The 17,575-nt window shown below is 59.6% G+C and carries 19 protein-coding genes and 1 pseudogene; 11 read left to right on the forward strand and 9 right to left on the reverse strand.

What is annotated here, in order from left to right; genetic code table 11:
- Positions 1 to 2: 2 nt before the first annotated feature.
- Together VGC62_RS02225 and VGC62_RS02230 are read right to left on the reverse strand one after the other, a co-directional pair.
- Positions 3 to 712: pseudogene (locus tag VGC62_RS02225) on the reverse strand (ABC transporter ATP-binding protein); the annotation flags it as partial.
- A 66-nt stretch (positions 713 to 778) separates the two neighbouring features.
- Positions 779 to 1,345, reverse strand: coding sequence for a DUF2796 domain-containing protein (locus tag VGC62_RS02230; protein WP_331185446.1), 567 nt, complete (start codon positions 1,343 to 1,345; stop codon positions 779 to 781).
- Positions 1,346 to 1,582: 237 nt separating this feature from the next.
- Here VGC62_RS02230 and VGC62_RS02235 point away from each other — a divergent pair, with 237 nt between their 5' ends.
- Positions 1,583 to 1,924 (forward strand): hypothetical protein, encoded by a 342-nt coding sequence (locus VGC62_RS02235; protein ID WP_331185447.1) that lies wholly within the window; start codon positions 1,583 to 1,585, stop codon positions 1,922 to 1,924.
- 174 nt (positions 1,925 to 2,098) lie between these two features.
- On the opposite strand, the gene trxA is transcribed toward VGC62_RS02235, so the two are convergent.
- The 3 genes from trxA to VGC62_RS02250 form a co-directional block, all read right to left on the reverse strand.
- Positions 2,099 to 2,977, reverse strand: coding sequence for a thioredoxin (gene trxA / locus VGC62_RS02240; RefSeq protein ID WP_331185448.1), 879 nt, complete (start codon positions 2,975 to 2,977; stop codon positions 2,099 to 2,101).
- Positions 2,978 to 3,079: 102 nt separating this feature from the next.
- The gene (locus VGC62_RS02245; RefSeq protein ID WP_331185449.1) at positions 3,080 to 3,733 is read right to left on the reverse strand and encodes a class I SAM-dependent methyltransferase; all 654 of its coding nucleotides are present in this window, start codon (positions 3,731 to 3,733) and stop codon (positions 3,080 to 3,082) included.
- The gene (locus tag VGC62_RS02250) at positions 3,730 to 4,185 is read right to left on the reverse strand and encodes a hypothetical protein (protein WP_331185450.1); all 456 of its coding nucleotides are present in this window, start codon (positions 4,183 to 4,185) and stop codon (positions 3,730 to 3,732) included. Before VGC62_RS02250 ends, VGC62_RS02245 begins: the two co-directional genes overlap by 4 nt.
- 163 nt (positions 4,186 to 4,348) lie before the next feature.
- Between VGC62_RS02250 and nrdR the strand changes: the two genes are divergently transcribed.
- The 10 genes from nrdR (at position 4,349) to VGC62_RS02300 (ending at position 12,249) form a co-directional block, all read left to right on the forward strand.
- The gene (gene nrdR, locus VGC62_RS02255; protein WP_331185451.1) at positions 4,349 to 4,813 is read left to right on the forward strand and encodes a transcriptional regulator NrdR; all 465 of its coding nucleotides are present in this window, start codon (positions 4,349 to 4,351) and stop codon (positions 4,811 to 4,813) included.
- A 2-nt stretch (positions 4,814 to 4,815) separates the two neighbouring features.
- Positions 4,816 to 5,949, forward strand: coding sequence for a bifunctional diaminohydroxyphosphoribosylaminopyrimidine deaminase/5-amino-6-(5-phosphoribosylamino)uracil reductase RibD (gene ribD / locus VGC62_RS02260; protein WP_331185452.1), 1,134 nt, complete (start codon positions 4,816 to 4,818; stop codon positions 5,947 to 5,949).
- A 189-nt stretch (positions 5,950 to 6,138) separates the two neighbouring features.
- A complete protein-coding gene (locus VGC62_RS02265; RefSeq protein WP_331185453.1) occupies positions 6,139 to 6,810 on the forward strand; it encodes a riboflavin synthase in 672 nt (223 codons plus the stop codon).
- 15 nt (positions 6,811 to 6,825) lie between these two features.
- Positions 6,826 to 7,917, forward strand: a complete 1,092-nt coding sequence (gene ribBA, locus VGC62_RS02270; protein ID WP_331185454.1) for a bifunctional 3,4-dihydroxy-2-butanone-4-phosphate synthase/GTP cyclohydrolase II — start codon at positions 6,826 to 6,828, stop codon at positions 7,915 to 7,917.
- Positions 7,918 to 8,050: 133 nt separating this feature from the next.
- The gene (gene ribE, locus VGC62_RS02275) at positions 8,051 to 8,527 is read left to right on the forward strand and encodes a 6,7-dimethyl-8-ribityllumazine synthase (protein ID WP_331185455.1); all 477 of its coding nucleotides are present in this window, start codon (positions 8,051 to 8,053) and stop codon (positions 8,525 to 8,527) included.
- Positions 8,524 to 9,021, forward strand: coding sequence for a transcription antitermination factor NusB (nusB, locus tag VGC62_RS02280; RefSeq protein ID WP_331185456.1), 498 nt, complete (start codon positions 8,524 to 8,526; stop codon positions 9,019 to 9,021). The genes ribE and nusB overlap by 4 nt, the downstream gene beginning before the upstream one ends.
- 41 nt (positions 9,022 to 9,062) lie before the next feature.
- Positions 9,063 to 10,028, forward strand: coding sequence for a thiamine-phosphate kinase (gene thiL, locus VGC62_RS02285; protein ID WP_331185457.1), 966 nt, complete (start codon positions 9,063 to 9,065; stop codon positions 10,026 to 10,028).
- Positions 10,025 to 10,552, forward strand: a complete 528-nt coding sequence (locus VGC62_RS02290) for a phosphatidylglycerophosphatase A (RefSeq protein ID WP_331185458.1) — start codon at positions 10,025 to 10,027, stop codon at positions 10,550 to 10,552. The genes thiL and VGC62_RS02290 overlap by 4 nt, the downstream gene beginning before the upstream one ends.
- Positions 10,553 to 10,817: 265 nt before the next feature.
- On the forward strand, positions 10,818 to 11,435 hold the full coding sequence (ribA, locus tag VGC62_RS02295; RefSeq protein ID WP_331185459.1) for a GTP cyclohydrolase II: 618 nt from the start codon (positions 10,818 to 10,820) through the stop codon (positions 11,433 to 11,435).
- Between the two features lie 19 nt (positions 11,436 to 11,454).
- A complete protein-coding gene (locus VGC62_RS02300; protein WP_331185490.1) occupies positions 11,455 to 12,249 on the forward strand; it encodes a cobalamin-binding protein in 795 nt (264 codons plus the stop codon).
- Between the two features lie 121 nt (positions 12,250 to 12,370).
- Here the strand turns inward: VGC62_RS02300 and VGC62_RS02305 are convergent, their stop codons facing one another.
- The 4 genes from VGC62_RS02305 to VGC62_RS02320 form a co-directional block, all read right to left on the reverse strand.
- Complete coding sequence (locus VGC62_RS02305) at positions 12,371 to 14,260, reverse strand: TonB-dependent receptor domain-containing protein (RefSeq protein ID WP_331185460.1); 1,890 nt, start codon at positions 14,258 to 14,260, stop codon at positions 12,371 to 12,373.
- 100 nt (positions 14,261 to 14,360) lie between these two features.
- Entirely contained in the window at positions 14,361 to 16,262 is a 1,902-nt protein-coding gene (gene dxs / locus VGC62_RS02310) for a 1-deoxy-D-xylulose-5-phosphate synthase (protein ID WP_331185461.1), read from the reverse strand.
- Between the two features lie 97 nt (positions 16,263 to 16,359).
- Positions 16,360 to 17,247 carry a (2E,6E)-farnesyl diphosphate synthase gene (gene ispA, locus VGC62_RS02315; RefSeq protein WP_331185462.1) on the reverse strand — a complete coding sequence of 296 codons (888 nt, stop codon included), beginning with the start codon at positions 17,245 to 17,247 and terminating at the stop codon, positions 16,360 to 16,362.
- Positions 17,244 to 17,486, reverse strand: coding sequence for an exodeoxyribonuclease VII small subunit (locus tag VGC62_RS02320; protein WP_331185463.1), 243 nt, complete (start codon positions 17,484 to 17,486; stop codon positions 17,244 to 17,246). Before VGC62_RS02320 ends, ispA begins: the two co-directional genes overlap by 4 nt.
- Positions 17,487 to 17,575 lie beyond the last annotated feature (89 nt).

Consider the following 17,575-nt stretch of genomic DNA (forward strand, 5'->3'; position numbering starts at 1 on the left):
CTCAAACCTCGGGGGCGATGGCGGCGCGATTGAGTTCGGACAACGACAGATTGCGGTCGAACAGCGGCGCCAGGCTCTGATCATGGCTGACGAACAACAGGCTGGCCCCGGCTTCTCGGCATTCGGCGAACAGCAAGCGGATGAACGCCTCGCGGGCATCAGCGTCCAGTGCCGAGGTGGGCTCGTCGGCGATCACCAGTTCTGGCTGGCCGATCAATGCACGCGCGGCGGCGACCCGCTGTTGCTGGCCGATGGACAGGGAGTCGGCGCGACGGCTCAGTATTTCCGGGTCTTTCAGGCCCAGGTGGGCGAGCAGCGACGCGGCGGCTTTATCGACGCTGCCATGGCGCTGCGTCGCCCGCTGGGTACGGAGTTTGGAGAAGCGGCAGGGCAGCTCGACATTCTCCCGTACCGACAGAAACGGCAGCAGGTTGAACTGCTGGAAGATGTAACCGGTGTGATCGACGCGAAAACGGTCGCGGGCGCCGGCCGACAATTGCGCAAGCTCCTGCCCCAGCAACCGAATACTGCCGCGATTGGGTGTTTGCACGCCGCCCAGTAAGCCGAGCAAGGTGGTTTTGCCGCTGCCGCTCGGGCCTTTGAGGAACAGGGTTTCGCCGGGCTCCAGGCGAAACGCCGGAATGTCCAATAACTGCGGGTGCCCCGGCCAACCGAAGCCGAGATCAGACAGTTCGATGAGTGCTTGAGTCATGGCCTGAGTCGTGTCGAGAAGTGAAACGACCGGGCGATCCCGGCCGTGTGTGCGCAGGCGTAATGCTTAAAATTTGATCACTGGATTGCTGGCTCGTACTTCGGCGCCCAGTTGGCGCTTGGTGGTGATCAGTTGCACCTGAACGGTCTGGGTAGCCGGGAAAGTTTTGAAGAGCTGCGAAAGGTCCAGTTGGGTCAGCACTGCGGGTACGTTACAGGTGAATTGGTAGTGGCCGTGGATTTCACTGTGCTCGTCTTTCTCATCTTTGTGTTTACCGTCCTCGTCCTTGTCACCAAACAGCGGGCTGGTGAGTTTTTGCGAGACCACTGAACACTGCGCCGCTTCCGGCACGGCGAACAAACCGTGGGGTTTGAGCAGCTTCTCGCGCGCATCCGCCAATGTGGACTTGTCGGCGTCGCTGGTGGCCGCGTGCTCGAAGCCGACGATGTTCATGGCCGGGGTGTTCAGGTCGAATTCCAGCGTCGTGCCTTCTTGTGCTACGTCCAGCCGTGCGACGCCGTGTTCGTGAGCGCCAAGGCTGCCGTGCTCGTGATCGTGATCATGTTCTTCAGTCGCGTGGGCGATGGCGAGGGGCAGCAGCGCGAAGGGAAGAGCAAGTAGCAGACGACGCATGGGGGCGGGCTCCAAAGGTAGGGTCTAAAAGTTGTTATGTGATCTTATAACAATGCTTCGCGTTCGTTCTTAACTTTTTGTTTGGTTGCGGTCTTTGCACAAGCCAACGTGTTGGCAAGGGGTTGCGGGGTACGTCAGATGCAACGCCTCGCGAACACGTTCGCTCCTACCGGGGATTGCGTGCAGCTCTGCAAGACCTGTGGGACCATGCCGACAGCGAATCAGAGGAATTGAATCATGCTACGTATCCGTGGAACTGTCGGCGATTACCCGGTGGATCTGACCATTGAGCTGGATGATGGCGATTGGGCGCAATTGAGCGCTCAACTGCAGGCGGCAAAGTTGGGCACCGAGGAAATAAAAGCAGCGCCTGTAAGGCAGGACGACAAGGTCTGGCTGATTGCCCAAGAGTTGCTGCAAAAGGCCGGACAGATCAGCGGGCCGGATTTACTCGAACAATTGGAAGGGCTGGCCGGCAGCTCGGCAGCGGGAAAAAGGCTGCTGGTAAGGCTGCGGCATAACCCAAAAGTGAAGGTCGAAAGCGGCGCGGACACACCGATTTATTGCTGGGTTGAGTAAGTCTGCACATGCCGTATGTCATGGGAGTCGCATCGCAGCCTTCGGCAACGCTCATTCCACAAAAACAGGTCATTGATTCTCCCTACAATATGGCGGGTCAGGGCCAGAACGCACTGTAGCGAGGCAAGCCTCGCCAACAAGGCCCTGGGTTCGCTGCACATTTTGCGGTGACGATCAGTAAAGTGCAGCAAACAACTTGCGACGGTAGGTTGTGACCAGCGGGTGGTCATTGCCCAGCAAGTCGAACACTTGCAGCAAGGTCTTGTGCGGCAGGCCTTCGTTGTAGTTGCGGTTACGAATGAACAGCTTGAGCAGGCCTTCCAGCGCGGCTTCGTATTGCTGGCGTGAGAGTTGATGAATCGCCAGTTGATGCGCGGCCTCATCGTCCTGCGGGTTTTGCGCCAGGCGGGTCTTCAAATCGGCGGCGTCAGGGATAGCAGCCGCTTCGGCGAGGAAGGTCAGTTGCGCTTTGGCACCGGCGAGGTCGGCTTTGTGGTCGTCGCCCTTGACCGCATCAAGCACGGTACGCGCTTCGGTCAGCTCACCACGTTCAGCCAGGCAGCGCGCATACAAAATCAACGCGGCGGCGTTGGTGTTGTCTTCGGCCAGCGAGGTTTTCAGCACGGCTTCGGCGTCGGCAAAGCGACTTTCTGCAAACAGCGACTGAGCGGTTTCCAGTGGATCTGCTTCAGCGTCGACGGGTTCAGGCATCTGCACATGAGGTTCGAGCAACGCGCGAATCTGCGGTTCAGGCTGCGCGCCAGCGAAGCCGTCCACCGGTTGGCCGTCCTTGAACAGCACCACGGTCGGCAGGCTGCGGATGCCGAAGCGCTCGACGATGTCTTGTTCGGCATCGCAATCGACCTTGGCCAGCAGCAATTCGCCCTGATACTCCTCGGCGATTTTTTGCAGCATGGGCATCAGCACCTTGCAGGGCGCACACCACTCTGCCCAGAAATCCACCAGCACGGGTTTGTGAAACGAGTTCTCGATGACCAACTGATCGAAATTGGCAGTGGTTGCGTCGAAAATGTACGGGGTGTCCTGGCTCATCGCTAGTCTCGGAAAATCCTGAATGGGGGCAACTATAAAGCGCGCGCTCATCAAACACGATCTGAATGAGCGAGATTTTCTGTAGGCGCTGGCGAAAGCCGATCAGCGTACCGCGTGATACAGACTGACCTTACGAAATTCCCAAGGCTCGGCCAGATCCGGCAACGTCAGTGCGTCAAGAGTCCCGATCCGATCGTACAGCGGATGCTTGAAATCCCTGACCCGAGAGTCCGCCACCAACGCCTCCTTGCCACGACTTAAAAACTCATCCAGCAATGGCAGATTAGCTCGGTCGTACAACACATCCGCGACCAGAATCAGATCGAAACGATCAGCCTGGGCAAAGAAATCCGTCGAATAACCCAACTGGACATCATTGAGCGCCGCGTTTGCTCGACAGGCCTGGATCGCCAGCGGGTCAAGATCACAGGCCACCACTTCCAGCGCCCCGGCCTTGGCTGCTGCAATCGCGGCGACGCCTGAGCCTGCACCGAAATCCAACACCCGTTTACCCTTGACCCAGTGCGGTTGCTCGGCCAGAAAACGCGTCAACGCCAGGCCGCTCGCCCAGCAGAACGCCCAATACGGCGGGTCGTCGAGAATGCGCCGGGTTTCTTCGGGGCTGAAAGCGCGGTCCATGTTTTGCGCGTCGATCAGCCACAGCTTCAGATCCGTACCGGGCAACGGCTCAGATACCAACCGCGCATCGCCGAGCAGGTCACTCAGCGCTGCCTGAAGTTGAAGCGGTGGCGTCATGGCGCCGTGACGAACTGCAATTGGCCCAGCGCCTGGGTGTCTGGGGTTTGGATGCGTACCGATGGCAGATGCAAGATCAACTGGCCCGACTGGCTGGCGCGTCCGCGCAATTCAACGCGAGCACCGACCGGGAAGGCTTCAGGATTGAAGCGCAACTGGAAAGGCAGTGACTTATTGTTGCCAACCAGTTTGGTGCTCGACAGCAGTTTTTGTGGGCGATTGCGGTCATCGACCACCAGTAGCGCCATCTCCACCTCGGCACCGGCGGGCACCCCGAGCAATTGGCCGCTCAGTTCGCGCTGATAAGGCAATAGCGGCCCAGACCCTTCCGGCAATTTAATAGGCGCCGTTTTGGTCGCCGATTGAGCCGGAGCAGGAGTCGGTGGCGCAGTGCTGCTACACGCGGCCAAGAGGCCAGTAAGGCTGATTACAACGAGCAGTCGTAGCGTCATGAACAACTCCAGCAGAAACAAATACAAGGGGGTGTTGCGCAGTATCGTCGAGGACGCCATCTTTCACAGCGTCTGATGCGCGTCTGTATACCGCAAACCCCGAGGCTTGTCTTGCCAGCGGGATGCGCTACCATGGCCTTCCCTTTTATTGTTGCCTGCCACCATGCACTGTCCCTTTTGCGGTGCCAATGACACCAAAGTCATTGACTCACGCCTTGTTGCCGAGGGCGATCAGGTCCGTCGGCGTCGTGAATGCGTTGCCTGCGGCGAGCGGTTCACCACCTTCGAGACTGCTGAACTGGTGCTTCCCCGGCTGATCAAGCAAGACGGCAGCCGCCAACCTTTCGATGAAGACAAACTGCGTGCCGGCATGCAGCGTGCGCTGGAAAAGCGCCCGGTCAGCGTCGAACGCCTGGAAGCGGCCATCGCCCATATCAAGAGCAAGCTGCGCGCCACCGGCGAGCGCGAGGTCAAATCGCTGATCGTGGGTGAATTGGTGATGGGTGAGCTGCAAAAACTCGATGAAGTCGCATACATCCGCTTTGCTTCCGTTTATAAACGGTTCCAGGACCTCAACGAATTTCGCGAAGAAATCGATCGCCTGGCACGTGAGCCGGCTAAAGAGTGAGCATGCCTTCAACTGAGCAAGCAGCACTGGATGCCTTTTATATGGCCCACGCGCTGGAACTGGCGCGCAAGGGTTGGTATTCGACACACCCCAATCCGCGTGTGGGCTGTGTCATCGTGCGCGACGGTGCGATAGTCGGCGAGGGCTGGCATGTGCGTGCCGGCGAGCCGCATGCAGAGGTCCACGCCCTGCGCCACGCAGGTGACAAAGCTCGCGGCGCAACGGCTTACGTCACCCTTGAACCCTGCAGTCATCACGGGCGTACGCCACCCTGCGCCGATGCGTTGATTGAGGCCGGTATCACGCGGGTCGTCGCAGCCATGCAAGACCCTAATCCTGAAGTCGGCGGGCGCGGTCTGCTTCGGCTGATGAGCGCCGGAGTGAGCGTACAAAACGGCGTGCTGCAAAGCGCAGCGCGTGCGATCAATAAAGGCTTTCTCAAGCGCATGGAGCATGGCTTGCCGTATGTGCGGGTGAAAATGGCGATGAGCCTTGACGGCCGCACCGCCATGGCCAGCGGCGAAAGTCAGTGGATTACCGGTCCTGAAGCACGTTCGGCGGTGCAGCGATTACGCGCGCAATCGAGCGTCGTGCTGACCGGCGCAGACACCGTGCTGGCCGACAATGCACGACTGACCGTACGCCCGGATGAGCTGGGTTTGAACGCAGAGCTCACAGCCCTTGCGATTACCCGGCCACCGCTGCGCGTATTGATCGATGGCCGTTTGCGGGTGCCGCTCGATGCGCCTTTTTTCAAAGCCGACAGGGCATTGGTGGTGACCTGCGCTGCGGCCTCGGCCCGCGAGCGCTATCACGCCGAAGGCCACGAGATGCTGGCGTTGGCGGGCAGCGGAGGGCATGTCGATCTGCGTAAATTACTGATCGAACTTGCCGCGCGTGGCGTCAACGACGTGCTGGTTGAAGCTGGGCCTAAATTGGCCGGAGCCTTCACTCGCATGGGGCTGGTCGATGAATTCCAGATTTTCGTTGCCAGCAAGTTCATGGGTTCCAGCGCACGTCCTTTGCTTGAGCTGCCGCTGGCACAGATGAGCGAGGCCCTGGAACTTGAAATCATCGAAATGCGCGCTGTCGGAAGGGATTGGCGTGTGATCGCCATACCTGCCAGCACCACGTGAAGCTGATGCGCCAGGTAATAGCGCGTTGAAAATAGGCTCGGACTGTTCATTTGAAGGCCAGCAGACTGTGCATCCTCGCCTGTTTTGCCTTGGTTTCCCTTTGTTCGCGACGTTTCACGCGGCGCTGGAACACTGACGTATAATCGCGGCTTTCGTTTTCAGCGCTGGCCTTGTTCTCCTGGAGGACCCATGTTTACCGGCATTATCGAATCTATCGGCAGCATCCGCGCCTTGACCCCTAAGGGCGGCGATATCCGCGTTTATGTAGAGACGGGAAAACTCGACCTCAGCGACGTCAAACTGGGTGACAGCATCGCAGTGAACGGCGTTTGCCTGACCGCCGTGGAGCTGCCGGGCGATGGTTTCTGGGCTGACGTCAGCCGCGAAACCCTGGATGTGACGGCGTTCGTCGATCTGAAAACCGGCAGCCGGGTCAACCTGGAAAAAGCCCTGACGCCGACCACCCGCTTGGGTGGTCACCTGGTCAGTGGTCATGTCGACGGTGTCGGCGAAGTCCTGTCCCGCGAAGAAAACGCCCGTGCGATTCAATTTCGCATGCGCGCACCACGTGAGCTGGCCAAGTACATTTCACACAAAGGTTCGATCACCGTCGACGGCACGAGCCTGACGGTCAACGCGGTCAACGGCGCCGAGTTCGAACTGACCATCGTCCCGCACACGCTGGCCGAAACCATCATGGGCGACTACCGTCCGGGCCGTAAGATCAATCTTGAAGTCGACTTGCTGGCACGTTATCTCGAACGCCTGTTGCTGGGCGACAAGGCGGCTGATCCGACACCAGCCCAGGGCGGCAACATCACCGAAAGTTTTCTGGCCGCCAACGGCTACCTAAAATCCTGATTAAGGGGGTGCCGCGTGGCGCTCAATAGCATCGAAGAACTGGTTGAAGATATTCGCCAAGGCAAGATGGTCATCCTCATGGATGACGAAGATCGCGAAAACGAAGGCGATCTGATCATGGCTTCCGAGTGCGTCAAGGCCGAACATATCAATTTCATGGCGCGTTTTGCTCGCGGCCTGATCTGCATGCCGATGACCCGCGAGCGTTGCGAGACCCTCAAGCTGCCGCTGATGTCCCCGCGCAACGGCTCAGGTTTCGGCACCAAGTTCACCGTTTCCATCGAAGCCGCCGAAGGCGTGACCACCGGTATTTCCGCCGCTGACCGCGCACGCACGGTGCAGGCCGCTGCGGCAAAAGACGCCAAGGCAGACGACATCGTCAGCCCCGGTCACATCTTCCCGTTGATGGCCCAGGCGGGCGGCACATTGTCGCGCGCCGGCCACACTGAGGCCGCCTGCGACCTGGCGCGCATGGCCGGTTTCGAGCCGAGCGGGGTGATTTGCGAAGTGATGAACGACGACGGCACCATGTCCCGCCGTACCGAACTCGAAGCTTTTGCCATCGAACACAACATCAAGATCGGCACTATTGCCGACCTGATTCATTACCGAATGATCCACGAGCGTACCGTTCAGCGGATTGCCGAGCAGTCGCTGGACAGCGAACTGGGTCAATTCAATCTGGTGACTTACCGCGATTCCGTCGAAGGTGATGTCCACCTGGCCCTGACGCTGGGCAAGATTTGTGCGGAAGAACCGACCCTGGTTCGGGTCCACAACATGGACCCCCTGCGTGACCTGTTGATGGTCAAGCAGCCCGGTCGCTGGAGCCTGCGTGCAGCCATGGCGGCGGTCGCGGAAGCTGGCAGCGGTGTGGTTTTGTTGCTCGGCCACCCGCTTGATGGTGATGTGTTGCTGGCGCATATCCGTGAAACGGCCGAGAACACCACCATCAAATCGCCGACCACTTACAGCACTGTCGGCGCCGGTTCGCAGATCCTTCGTGACCTGGGCGTACGAAAAATGCGCTTGATGAGTTCGCCAATGAAGTTCAACGCGATATCCGGTTTCGATCTGGAAGTTGTAGAATACGTGCCCTCCGAATAAAGACCGGCAGATGAGTGCGTGTGAAACCCTACTGATTTCGCACGCTTCGTCCCGTCGTTCTCGCTTCGTGACCTAAAATCCCTGAAAGCGTGCGCTAGATGCACGCTTGCTCTTTAAGACGAGACTCAGTCGAATGACCCTGAAGACCATCGAAGGTACCTTCATCGCCCCACAAGGTCGCTATGCCCTGGTGGTTGGCCGCTTTAACAGCTTTGTCGTGGAAAGCCTGGTGAGCGGTGCCGTTGATGCCCTGGTTCGCCATGGCGTGAGCGAAAGCAACATCACCATCATCCGCGCGCCGGGTGCTTTCGAAATTCCACTGGTCGTGCAGAAAGTTGCTCAGCGTAGTGAGTTCGCCGCCATCATCGCGCTGGGCGCTGTGATTCGTGGCGGTACGCCGCACTTTGAATACGTGGCTGGCGAATGCACCAAGGGTCTGTCCCAGGTGTCCATGGAGTTCGGCGTACCCGTCGCGTTCGGCGTGCTGACTGTCGATTCCATCGAACAAGCCATCGAACGTTCCGGCACCAAGGCCGGTAACAAAGGTGCTGAAGCTGCGCTGTCCGCCATCGAGATGGTCAGCCTGTTGGCGCAGTTGGAGGCCAAGTGATTAACGACGAAAGCGACCAGTTCAACCCGCGTGACGCCAAGTCGCCTGACGCTGCCAAGAACAGAAGCGCCAAACGCCGCGAAGCGCGTCAGCTTGCGACTCAAGCGCTGTATCAGTGGCACATGGCCGGTCATTCGCTGAACGAAATCGAAGCGCAGTTTCGCGTCGACAACGACTTCAAAGATGTCGACAGCGCTTACTTTCATGAGCTGCTGCATGGCGTTGCGACCAACAAGACCGAGATCGACACTGCCCTTGCACCTTGCATGGACATCACCATCGACGAACTCGACCCGGTTGAACGGGCTGTCCTGCGTCTGTCGACCTACGAATTGCTCAAGCGCATTGATGTGCCGTACCGCGTGGTGATCAACGAGGGCATCGAGCTGGCGAAAGTTTATGGTTCCACCGACGGCCACAAGTTTGTCAACGGCGTGCTCGACAAGCTGGCTCCGCGTCTGCGCGAAGTCGAAGTGAAGGCCCACAAGCGCTAAGGGCCTCCGGGTTTTGGCCCGGAACCTAAGTGTTTAGCGCCATGGGCGAATTCGAGCTGATCCGCAATTACTTCGCCGCAGCGCCCTGCGCGCAGGCGGGGGAAGGGGTTGTGCTAGGGATCGGCGACGACTGCGCCCTGTTGTCGGTGCCGCCGGGCGAACAGCTGGCGATTTCTACCGACACGCTGGTAGTCGGGGTGCATTTTCCCGACGCCTGCGATCCGTTCCTGCTGGGCCAGCGTGCCCTCGGCGTTTCTGCCAGCGACCTGGCGGCCATGGGCGCCACGCCCCTCGCGTTTACCCTTGCCCTGACCTTGCCAGAGGTTTCTGCCGACTGGCTGCAGGCGTTCGCTCAAGGTTTGAACCAAATGGCACAAGGCTGCTCGATGCGCTTGATCGGTGGCGACACTACCCGTGGGCCCTTAAGCCTGACCATAACGGTGTTCGGTCGCGTGCCTTCAGGCCTGGCCTTGACTCGTAGTGGCGCCACGCCGGGCGATCTGTTGTGTGTTGGCGGGCCGCTCGGCGATGGCGCCGGCGCGTTGCCGCTGGTGTTGAACCAGCGTCGCACCGAGGCGTCTACCGCTCAGGCCTTGCTGGCACGCTATTGGTCACCGCAGCCGCAACTGGAGTTGGGGCAGGCATTGCGGGGCAGGGCTACGTCGGCGCTAGACATTTCTGACGGGTTGCTCGCCGATTGTGGGCATATCGCACTGGCGTCGGGTGTCAGGTTGTTGGTCGAGCGCGACAGGGTTCCGCTGTCCGCGCCGCTACTGGCCTTTTTCGGACAGGATGCAGCATTGCAGGCAGCGCTCAGTGGCGGCGACGACTACATACTGGCGTTCACGCTGCCACCATCATTGCTGGCTGACCTGATTGACGAGGGTTGGCCGATATCAGTCATCGGTCATGTGGCCGAAGGGCAGGGCGTAACGCTCGTCGATGCCCATGGCCAGGACGTCACTCCGATCACTCGGGGCTATCAACATTTTCGGGAGACACGGTGACAGATCATCCTAATCAGGTCCCAGTGGAAAACGTTCCGCACTCGGTGTGGACCAATCCCTGGCATTTTCTGGCGTTCGGCTTCGGCTCCGGCACGCTGCCCAAGGCTCCCGGCACTTGGGGCTCGATGGTCGCAGTGCCGTTCATCCCGCTTTGGCAAATGCTGCCGGACTGGGGTTACTGGCTGATGCTAGGCATCACGATGCTGTTCGGCTTCTGGTTGTGCGGCAAAGTTGCCGACGATCTGCGAGTCCACGATCACGAAGGCATCGTCTGGGATGAGATGGTCGGGATGTGGATCACCTTGTGGCTGGTGCCCGAGGGCTGGCCCTGGTTGTTGGTGGGTTTTTTGGTGTTCCGCTTTTTCGACATCCTCAAGCCTTGGCCGATTCACTGGATAGACAAGCACGTGCATGGCGGCGTTGGCATTATGCTGGACGACGTGCTGGCCGGGGTTTTTGCCTGGCTGGCGATGCAGGGGCTGGTGTGGGGCTGGGCGAAGATGTGGACGTTGGGCTTTTTCTGACAGAATTCGGCCGTCGTTGGAGGCTTGTCCGCGAGTTTTTGTAGGAACGCATTCATTCGCGATGTGGTGGGACAGTCGACGAGGCTGAATCGTCTGCCTTGGCCTTCGCGAATGAATTCGCTCAGAGGGTTGCGTTGTCTGGCGGGGCGTTTCATCAAACCTCCCGATCTGTTTACCCCATAATTCAGCCTAAGCTTCTGTTGAAAGCTGCTGTTACAATGCCGCCTTGCGAATTTCCAGTCCCCATACTGATCAGGAGCACACGGTGCCCGTCGTCTTTGTCGCCGCTTCCAAGCTGCCTACCCCTTTTGCGCAATTCACCATGAACGGCTTTCTTGAGCAGGAAAACGGTCGCGAGCATGTGGTGCTTACTCTGGGTGATTTCTCGGACGGTGCCCCCGTGCTTGGCCGCGTGCATTCAGAATGCCTGACGGGCGACGCCCTGTTCAGCCAGCGCTGCGACTGCGGCTCCCAGCTTGAGGCCGCCTTGCGTGCCATCGCGGTTGAGGGCCGTGGCGTTCTGCTGTACCTGCGCCAGGAAGGCCGTGGCATCGGCTTGATGAACAAGATCCGTGCGTATGAATTACAGGACGGCGGTGCTGATACCGTTGAGGCCAACGAGCGTCTGGGGTTTGCTGCCGATCAGCGCGATTACGGGATCTGCCTGCCGATGCTCGAACATCTGGGCATCAAGTCGCTGCGGCTAATGACCAACAATCCGCGCAAGGTCAAAGCCCTGACCGAGATGGGTATCACGGTTGCCGAGCGGGTGCCGTTGCACACCGGCCACAATCCGCACAACAAACTGTATCTGGCGACCAAGGCCGGCAAGCTCGGCCATATGATGGGCAATGAGCACCAGAGTGAGGTCGATCCGGCGTGACACCGGGCAACGTGGCCTGATGCGTTGGATTCTGGGCTGGTTTCTATTGGCGTTTGGCGCTGCCGATGCTGCCGAGCGTGTGATCAGTCTTGCACCTTCCCTTACTGAAATCGTCGTCGAACTGGGCGCCGCTGACCTGTTGGTCGGCGTGTTGGAGGGCGGCGAGCGTCCTGAGCAAGTCGCTGGATTGCCGTCGGTTGGACGCTATGGCCAGTTGGAAATGGAGCGTTTGCTCAGCCTGAGTCCGGATTTGTTATTGCTCTGGCCTGGCAGTATCGGCATTGCCCAGCGTGATCAACTGCAACGGCTGAACATCCCGACCTTCACTGCCGAGCCGCATACGTTGGATCAGTTGGCCGATCAGTTCGAGCAGATTGGTGCGCGTCTCGGGCGCGCTGAAAGCGGCAAGCGCATGGCGTCGCAGTTTCGCCAGCGATTATCGGCGTTGCGTCAGCGTTATCGTCGCGAGATGCCGTTGCGCGTGTTCTATCAAGTTTGGGATCAACCGCTGTATACCGTTGGCGGTGGCCAGATCATCAGCGACGCCTTGAGTGTGTGTGGCGCGCAGAACGTATTCGCCGATCTGCCACAGCCTGCGCCGCAGGTGAGCCTTGAGAGCGTATTACAGCGCAACCCGCAGGTGATTGTGGCTGGTTCGCCCAGTCAACGCGATGCCTGGAAAGCCTGGCCGCAGCTCGCGGCGGTCAGTCATCAGCGATTGTTGCTGGTGCCGGACAAAGGACTGGAACGGCCGAGCGGGCAGATGATTGAAGCAGTGGCGAAGCTGTGTGCGGTGGTCGCGCCGGAACGCTGAAGGTCAGGTGTGCGTTTTTAAAGGGGTCTCGTTTTTAAAGGGGTCTGATTTATTTAAATCGACATAGGCTTGGCGTGCCGGTGCAAATTAAATAAATCAGACCCCTTTAAAACAAAAACATTTAAAACAACAACTTCGGCGTCCAGGTCACGCCGAGCATCCACGTCCTGCCTTCTTCTCGATAGCCGTAATTTGCGCCGTCGAAGCTGTACAAGGTGCGGCTGTAGCGTTTGTCGAGCGCGTTGTCGATCTTGAACTCCAGCTTCACTTCATCACTGGCTTTCCAACTGCTGCGCAGCCCAAATAGTGCATAACCGCCAATAGTTTGCTGATTGGCCTCGTCGTTGTAACTGCCGCTCACCGCCTGCCAACTGGCGCCCAGGCCGAGGCGGTCGAACTGGCGATCCATGTCCAGACTCAACGTGCGACGCGCGCGGCGGTTCAAGGTATGCCCGGTGTCACGGTCCCGAGGGTCCATGATCGACAGTCCAAGGTTGCCGTTCCAGCCGAACAATTGCTGTTTGAGTGACGCTTCGAAGCCATTGATACGGGCCGCCGCAATGTTCTCCGGGCGGTAGTTGGCGTCCAGCGCGATGGCGTCTTTGAGGTCGGTGCGATACAGCGACGCTTCCAGGCGAGTGGTGTCGCTCAAGCGGCTACGCCATTGCAGCTCATAACTCTTCGAATGTTCAGGCTTGAGGTCGGGATTACTGTAGTCGGGGTAATACAAATCGTTGAAGGTCGGCGCCCGAAAGCCTTCGCTGTAAGACATCAACAGGTCGTTGCGATCATTCAGCGGCACGGTCAGCGTGCCGCTCCAGGTGTTCTGGTTGCCGAATTGCTGGTTTTGATCGCGACGCACGCCCAGCTCCGTGGAGAAGTGTTCCCCCTTGTAGCGATGCTGCACAAACACGGCGCGGTTCCAGCGGCTGTCCTCATCGAAAGGCGTGCTGCTGTTGACCCGATCTTCGTACCAGTCGCCGCCGATCATCAGGCTGTGTTGGTCGTTGAGTGCCAGGTCGTTCTGCCAGTTCAGCGAATCGCGGTAGGTGTTGAACACATAGCGGTCGTCACTGAGCTTGTCGAACGTCTTCTCGCGATTCTCGCTGTGGCCGAGTTCCAACCGGGTTTTCCAGTGTTCATTCACCCGTGCATCGACGTAGGTTCCCAGGCTGCTCAGTTCAAAATCGCTATATTGCTGCTGTCCGACACTGTTGAACGTGACCGGATCGAACAGCCCAAACGGGTTGTCGAACTCGGTTTTGCCCCGGTTATCCAGCGCGTTCAGGCCAATCTCGACATCGTCGCCAAGCTGATGACTGATGCTCAGGCTCAGGGATTTATTGCGATAAGCATCGTGGTCATCGTCGCTGGTGAAGGACGGGCCGGTGCGGTCGATGCCTTGGGTTTCATCGACGCTGGCGCCGAGATTGAACCGCGTTTGTGCATTACCGCCCGACAGTCCGAGGCTGCGCTGCCATGTGTCGTGATTGCCAAAACCCATGCGCAGGCGTGGTTGCAACGGCTGGTCATCGCCGCGTCGGGTGAAGATCTGGATGACCCCGCCAATCGCATCGGCGCCGTAAATCGCTGAGCGTGAACCGCGCAGCACCTCCACTCGCTCGATTTGATCGACGTTAAGAAATTGCAGCGCGCTGTCGGCCGACGTGGCGTTGGCGATCCGAACCCCATCCACCAGCACCAGGCTTTGCGCAGCCTTGGTGCCGCGAATGTAAATCCCCGGCAGACTGCCTCGCCCGCCGCTCGGCGAAACTTGTACCCCCGGCACGCGATTTAACAAGTCAGTGACATTGCTCGGTTGCAGGCGGTCGATATCGTCACGGGTAAACACGGTGTTGGCGGTGCTGCTGGCGCTGCGCTCCTCGACCTGACGATTAGCGCTGATCAGCATATCTGGCAGTTTCAGGGCGCTGTCGCGGTCGGGAAGATCGGCGAAGGCCTGGACCGTGGGAATCATTGATAAAACAAGGGCGAAGCGGGGAAGTGTCATGAGGTGACCCTGAACTGTAGAAGCCAACGTGTTGGCGAGGATTAATGAGGTGTGTCAGGTACACCGCCTCGCGAACACGTTCGCTCCTACAGGGTTTGCATTAAATCGGCTGAATCTTCCGCAAGCGCTTGACGATCGACGCTTCGATCCCCGCCGCATCCAGCCCGCATTCGGCCAGCATCTGCGCCGGCTTGGCGTGTTCGACGTAGAGGTCCGGCAGGCCGAGGTGGAGTACGGATATGAGAATGTCCTCCCTCGCCAGGAACTCGCTGACAGCAGCGCCGGCGCCCCCCATGATGGCGTTCTCTTCGATGGTTACCAGCAAGTCGTGACTGGCGGCCATTTCGAGTACCAGTGCCTCATCCAGCGGTTTGACAAAACGCATATCGACCACTGTTGCGTCCAGCTTTTCGGCCACTTTCAGCGCCTCAGCCAGTTGCACGCCAAACACCAGGATGGCGACCTTGCTACCCTGGCGGCGCACGATGCCTTTGCCGATTTCGAGCGGCTCAAGGCTGCTGTCGATCACTGCGTTCGGGCCAGTGCCGCGTGGGTAGCGCACGGCTGCCGGGCCATTGAACAGGTGGCCGGTGCTGAGCATCTTGCGCAGTTCGTTCTCGTCGCTCGGGGTCATCACCAGCATGCCGGGGATGCAGCGCAGGTAAGACAAATCAAAACTACCCGCGTGAGTCGGACCGTCTTCGCCTACCAACCCTGCGCGGTCAATGGCGAACAGCACATCGAGATTCTGTACGGCAACGTCATGGATCAGTTGATCGTAGCCGCGTTGCAGAAAAGTCGAATAGATCGCAACCACCGGCTTGGCGCCTTCACAGGCCATACCTGCTGCCAGCGTGACCGCGTGCTGCTCAGCGATGGCGACGTCGAAGTAACGCTCCGGGAAACGCTCGCTGAATTCAACCAGGTCCGAGCCTTCTTTCATGGCGGGGGTAATCCCGACCAGACGCGAATCGGCGTCGGCCATGTCGCACAACCATTGGCCAAACACACCGGAATATTTTGGGCCGCTGGCCTGTTTTGGGGAGGCGGCAGGGGCGTCCAACGGGTCGAGCTTGGTGATCGCGTGGTAGCCGATGGGGTCGACCTCGGCTGGCGCGAAGCCCTTGCCTTTTTTGGTCACCACATGCAGGAACTGCGGGCCCTTGAGGTCACGCATATTGCGCAGGGTGGCGATCAGCGTCGGCAGGTCATGGCCGTCGATAGGCCCGATGTAGTTCCAGCCCAGCTCTTCGAACAGGGTGCCGGGCACCAGCATGCCTTTGGCATATTCTTCGGTGCGCCGAGCGATTTCCCAGGCACCTGGCAAGCGCGACAGCACTTTCTTGCTGCCTTCGCGCATGCTGGTGTAGGTGCGGCTGGAGAGAATCTTGGCGAGGTAATTCGACAGACCGCCAACGTTGCGCGAGATCGACATGTCGTTGTCGTTGAGGATCACCAGCATGTCGGCGGCGACTTCAGGCGCGTGGTTCAACGCCTCGAAGGCCATACCGGCAGTGAGTGCGCCATCGCCAATGACCGCAATGGCTTTACGGTTGTGGCCTTGCAGGCGCGAGGCGATTGCCATGCCCAGTGCGGCGCTGATGGAGGTGCTGGAATGGCCCACGCCGAATGTGTCGTACTCGCTCTCGCTGCGACGCGGGAAGGCTGCAACACCGCCTTTCTGGCGCAGGGTCGACATTTGCTGTCGACGCCCGGTGAGGATCTTGTGCGGATACGCTTGATGACCAACGTCCCAGACCAGCCGGTCGTCGGGGGTATCGAACACGTAATGCAGGGCAATGGTGAGTTCGATCACACCAAGGCCTGCACCAAAATGCCCGCCAGTCTGGCCAACGGTATAAAGCAGCTCCAGGCGCAGTTCGTTAGCCAGGGCTTCGAGCTGTGCTTCACCTAATCGGCGCAGCCCATCCGGCGTCGCTGCGGTGTCGAGCAGAGGCGTGGACGGGCGCTCGCGGGGAATCTCTTTGAACGTCGTGGGCATCAGGCGAATCGTTATAAGTAAAAGAGGCGGCAGTTTACCTGATGCTTTGCACGCTGCCCATGAACTGCAACTATTGGATGCTCATGTCGCGCCTGAATCAGTTGCGGCGTTCGACGATGTAACGGGCCAGCGCTCGCAGTGGCTCTGCTGCCGCGTCGAAAAGTCGGAGGGCCGTCAGCGCCTGATCGCGCAGTTCCAGCGCGTAATGTTTGGCCTCTTCCAGCCCCAATAAGGCGGGATAGGTCGGTTTGTCTCGGGCGATATCGGCGCCCTGGCGTTTGCCCAGGGTGGCGGTATCGCTTTCGATGTCGAGAATATCGTCCTGCACCTGGAACGCCAGGCCGATGGCGCGGGCGTAAATTTGCAAAGCGTCCAATTGCGCCTGGGTAGCGTGGCCGCTGGCCAGTGCGCCAAGCCTGACGCTGGCCTCGATCAAGGCACCGGTTTTGTGTCGGTGCATGAAGGCGAGGGCGGTTTGATCGAGCTTGAGGCCAACCGAACCGAGGTCGATGGCTTGACCGCCGACCATGCCCGCTGGCCCAGCAGCATGGGCGAGGGCGCTAACCATGTTCAGGCGGGTGTCGGCTGACTGAGGCGTGAGGTGCGGGTCGGTCAGTACACTGAAGGCCAGGCTTTGCAGGCCGTCACCGGCGAGGATCGCGCAGGCTTCATCAAAGGCTTTGTGGGTGGTGGGCTGGCCGCGACGCAGATCGTCGTCGTCCATCGCCGGCAGATCGTCGTGTACCAGCGAATAGGCGTGGATCAATTCGACTGCACAGGCTGCGCCGTTGGCTTGGTTGGCAACCCCGCCAAGGGCTTCACATGCGGCATAGACCAGCAGCGGACGTACGCGCTTGCCACCGTTCATTACGCTGTAGCGCATGGCCTCATAAAGGCGGGTCAGTTGCGGGCCGGGGGTGACGAACAGACTGTCCAGCGCCGCATTGACGCGCGCCTGACTGAGCGCTAGATAGTCGGCAATCATTCTGGCTGTTCCGCGTCGAAGGGTTCCTCTGCCAGTTCGCCATCGCGCTCCAGCAACACCTGAACCTTCTGCTCAGCCTGCGTCAGAGCGCTTTGGCACTCGCGGGTCAGGCGGATGCCTTGCTCGAAGGCGGTCAACGAATCTTCCAGCGACAGCTCGCCGTTCTCCAGACGCTCGACCAGCGTTTGCAAATCGGTGAGGGACTGTTCGAAATCCAATGCAGCTTTCTTGCGGGCCATGGCGGCTATCCCGGTAGACGTTAAACGGGCGCGACACTAGCAGAGCGAGGGCCTTGGGGCAAATGAGAGATCGCCGGGCATCCAGACGC

The organism is Pseudomonas sp., assembly GCF_036404235.1.
Classification (GTDB): domain Bacteria; phylum Pseudomonadota; class Gammaproteobacteria; order Pseudomonadales; family Pseudomonadaceae; genus Aquipseudomonas.

Excerpts from the sequence above, each read along its gene's own strand:
- trxA (WP_331185448.1), bottom strand. The coding sequence starts at position 2,977 with ATGAGCCAGGACACCCCGTACATTTTCGACGCAACCACTGCCAATTTC.
- VGC62_RS02230 (WP_331185446.1), bottom strand. The coding sequence starts at position 1,345 with ATGCGTCGTCTGCTACTTGCTCTTCCCTTCGCGCTGCTGCCCCTCGCC.
- VGC62_RS02320 (WP_331185463.1), bottom strand. The coding sequence starts at position 17,486 with ATGGCCCGCAAGAAAGCTGCATTGGATTTCGAACAGTCCCTCACCGAT.
- ribE (WP_331185455.1), top strand. The coding sequence starts at position 8,051 with ATGACCCTGAAGACCATCGAAGGTACCTTCATCGCCCCACAAGGTCGC.
- ribD (WP_331185452.1), top strand. The coding sequence starts at position 4,816 with ATGCCTTCAACTGAGCAAGCAGCACTGGATGCCTTTTATATGGCCCAC.
- ispA (WP_331185462.1), bottom strand. The coding sequence starts at position 17,247 with ATGATTGCCGACTATCTAGCGCTCAGTCAGGCGCGCGTCAATGCGGCG.
- VGC62_RS02265 (WP_331185453.1), top strand. The coding sequence starts at position 6,139 with ATGTTTACCGGCATTATCGAATCTATCGGCAGCATCCGCGCCTTGACC.
- nrdR (WP_331185451.1), top strand. The coding sequence starts at position 4,349 with ATGCACTGTCCCTTTTGCGGTGCCAATGACACCAAAGTCATTGACTCA.
- dxs (WP_331185461.1), bottom strand. The coding sequence starts at position 16,262 with ATGCCCACGACGTTCAAAGAGATTCCCCGCGAGCGCCCGTCCACGCCT.
- VGC62_RS02235 (WP_331185447.1), top strand. The coding sequence starts at position 1,583 with ATGCTACGTATCCGTGGAACTGTCGGCGATTACCCGGTGGATCTGACC.
- VGC62_RS02300 (WP_331185490.1), top strand. The coding sequence starts at position 11,455 with ATGCGTTGGATTCTGGGCTGGTTTCTATTGGCGTTTGGCGCTGCCGAT.
- VGC62_RS02305 (WP_331185460.1), bottom strand. The coding sequence starts at position 14,260 with ATGACACTTCCCCGCTTCGCCCTTGTTTTATCAATGATTCCCACGGTC.
- VGC62_RS02245 (WP_331185449.1), bottom strand. The coding sequence starts at position 3,733 with ATGACGCCACCGCTTCAACTTCAGGCAGCGCTGAGTGACCTGCTCGGC.
- VGC62_RS02250 (WP_331185450.1), bottom strand. The coding sequence starts at position 4,185 with ATGACGCTACGACTGCTCGTTGTAATCAGCCTTACTGGCCTCTTGGCC.
- thiL (WP_331185457.1), top strand. The coding sequence starts at position 9,063 with ATGGGCGAATTCGAGCTGATCCGCAATTACTTCGCCGCAGCGCCCTGC.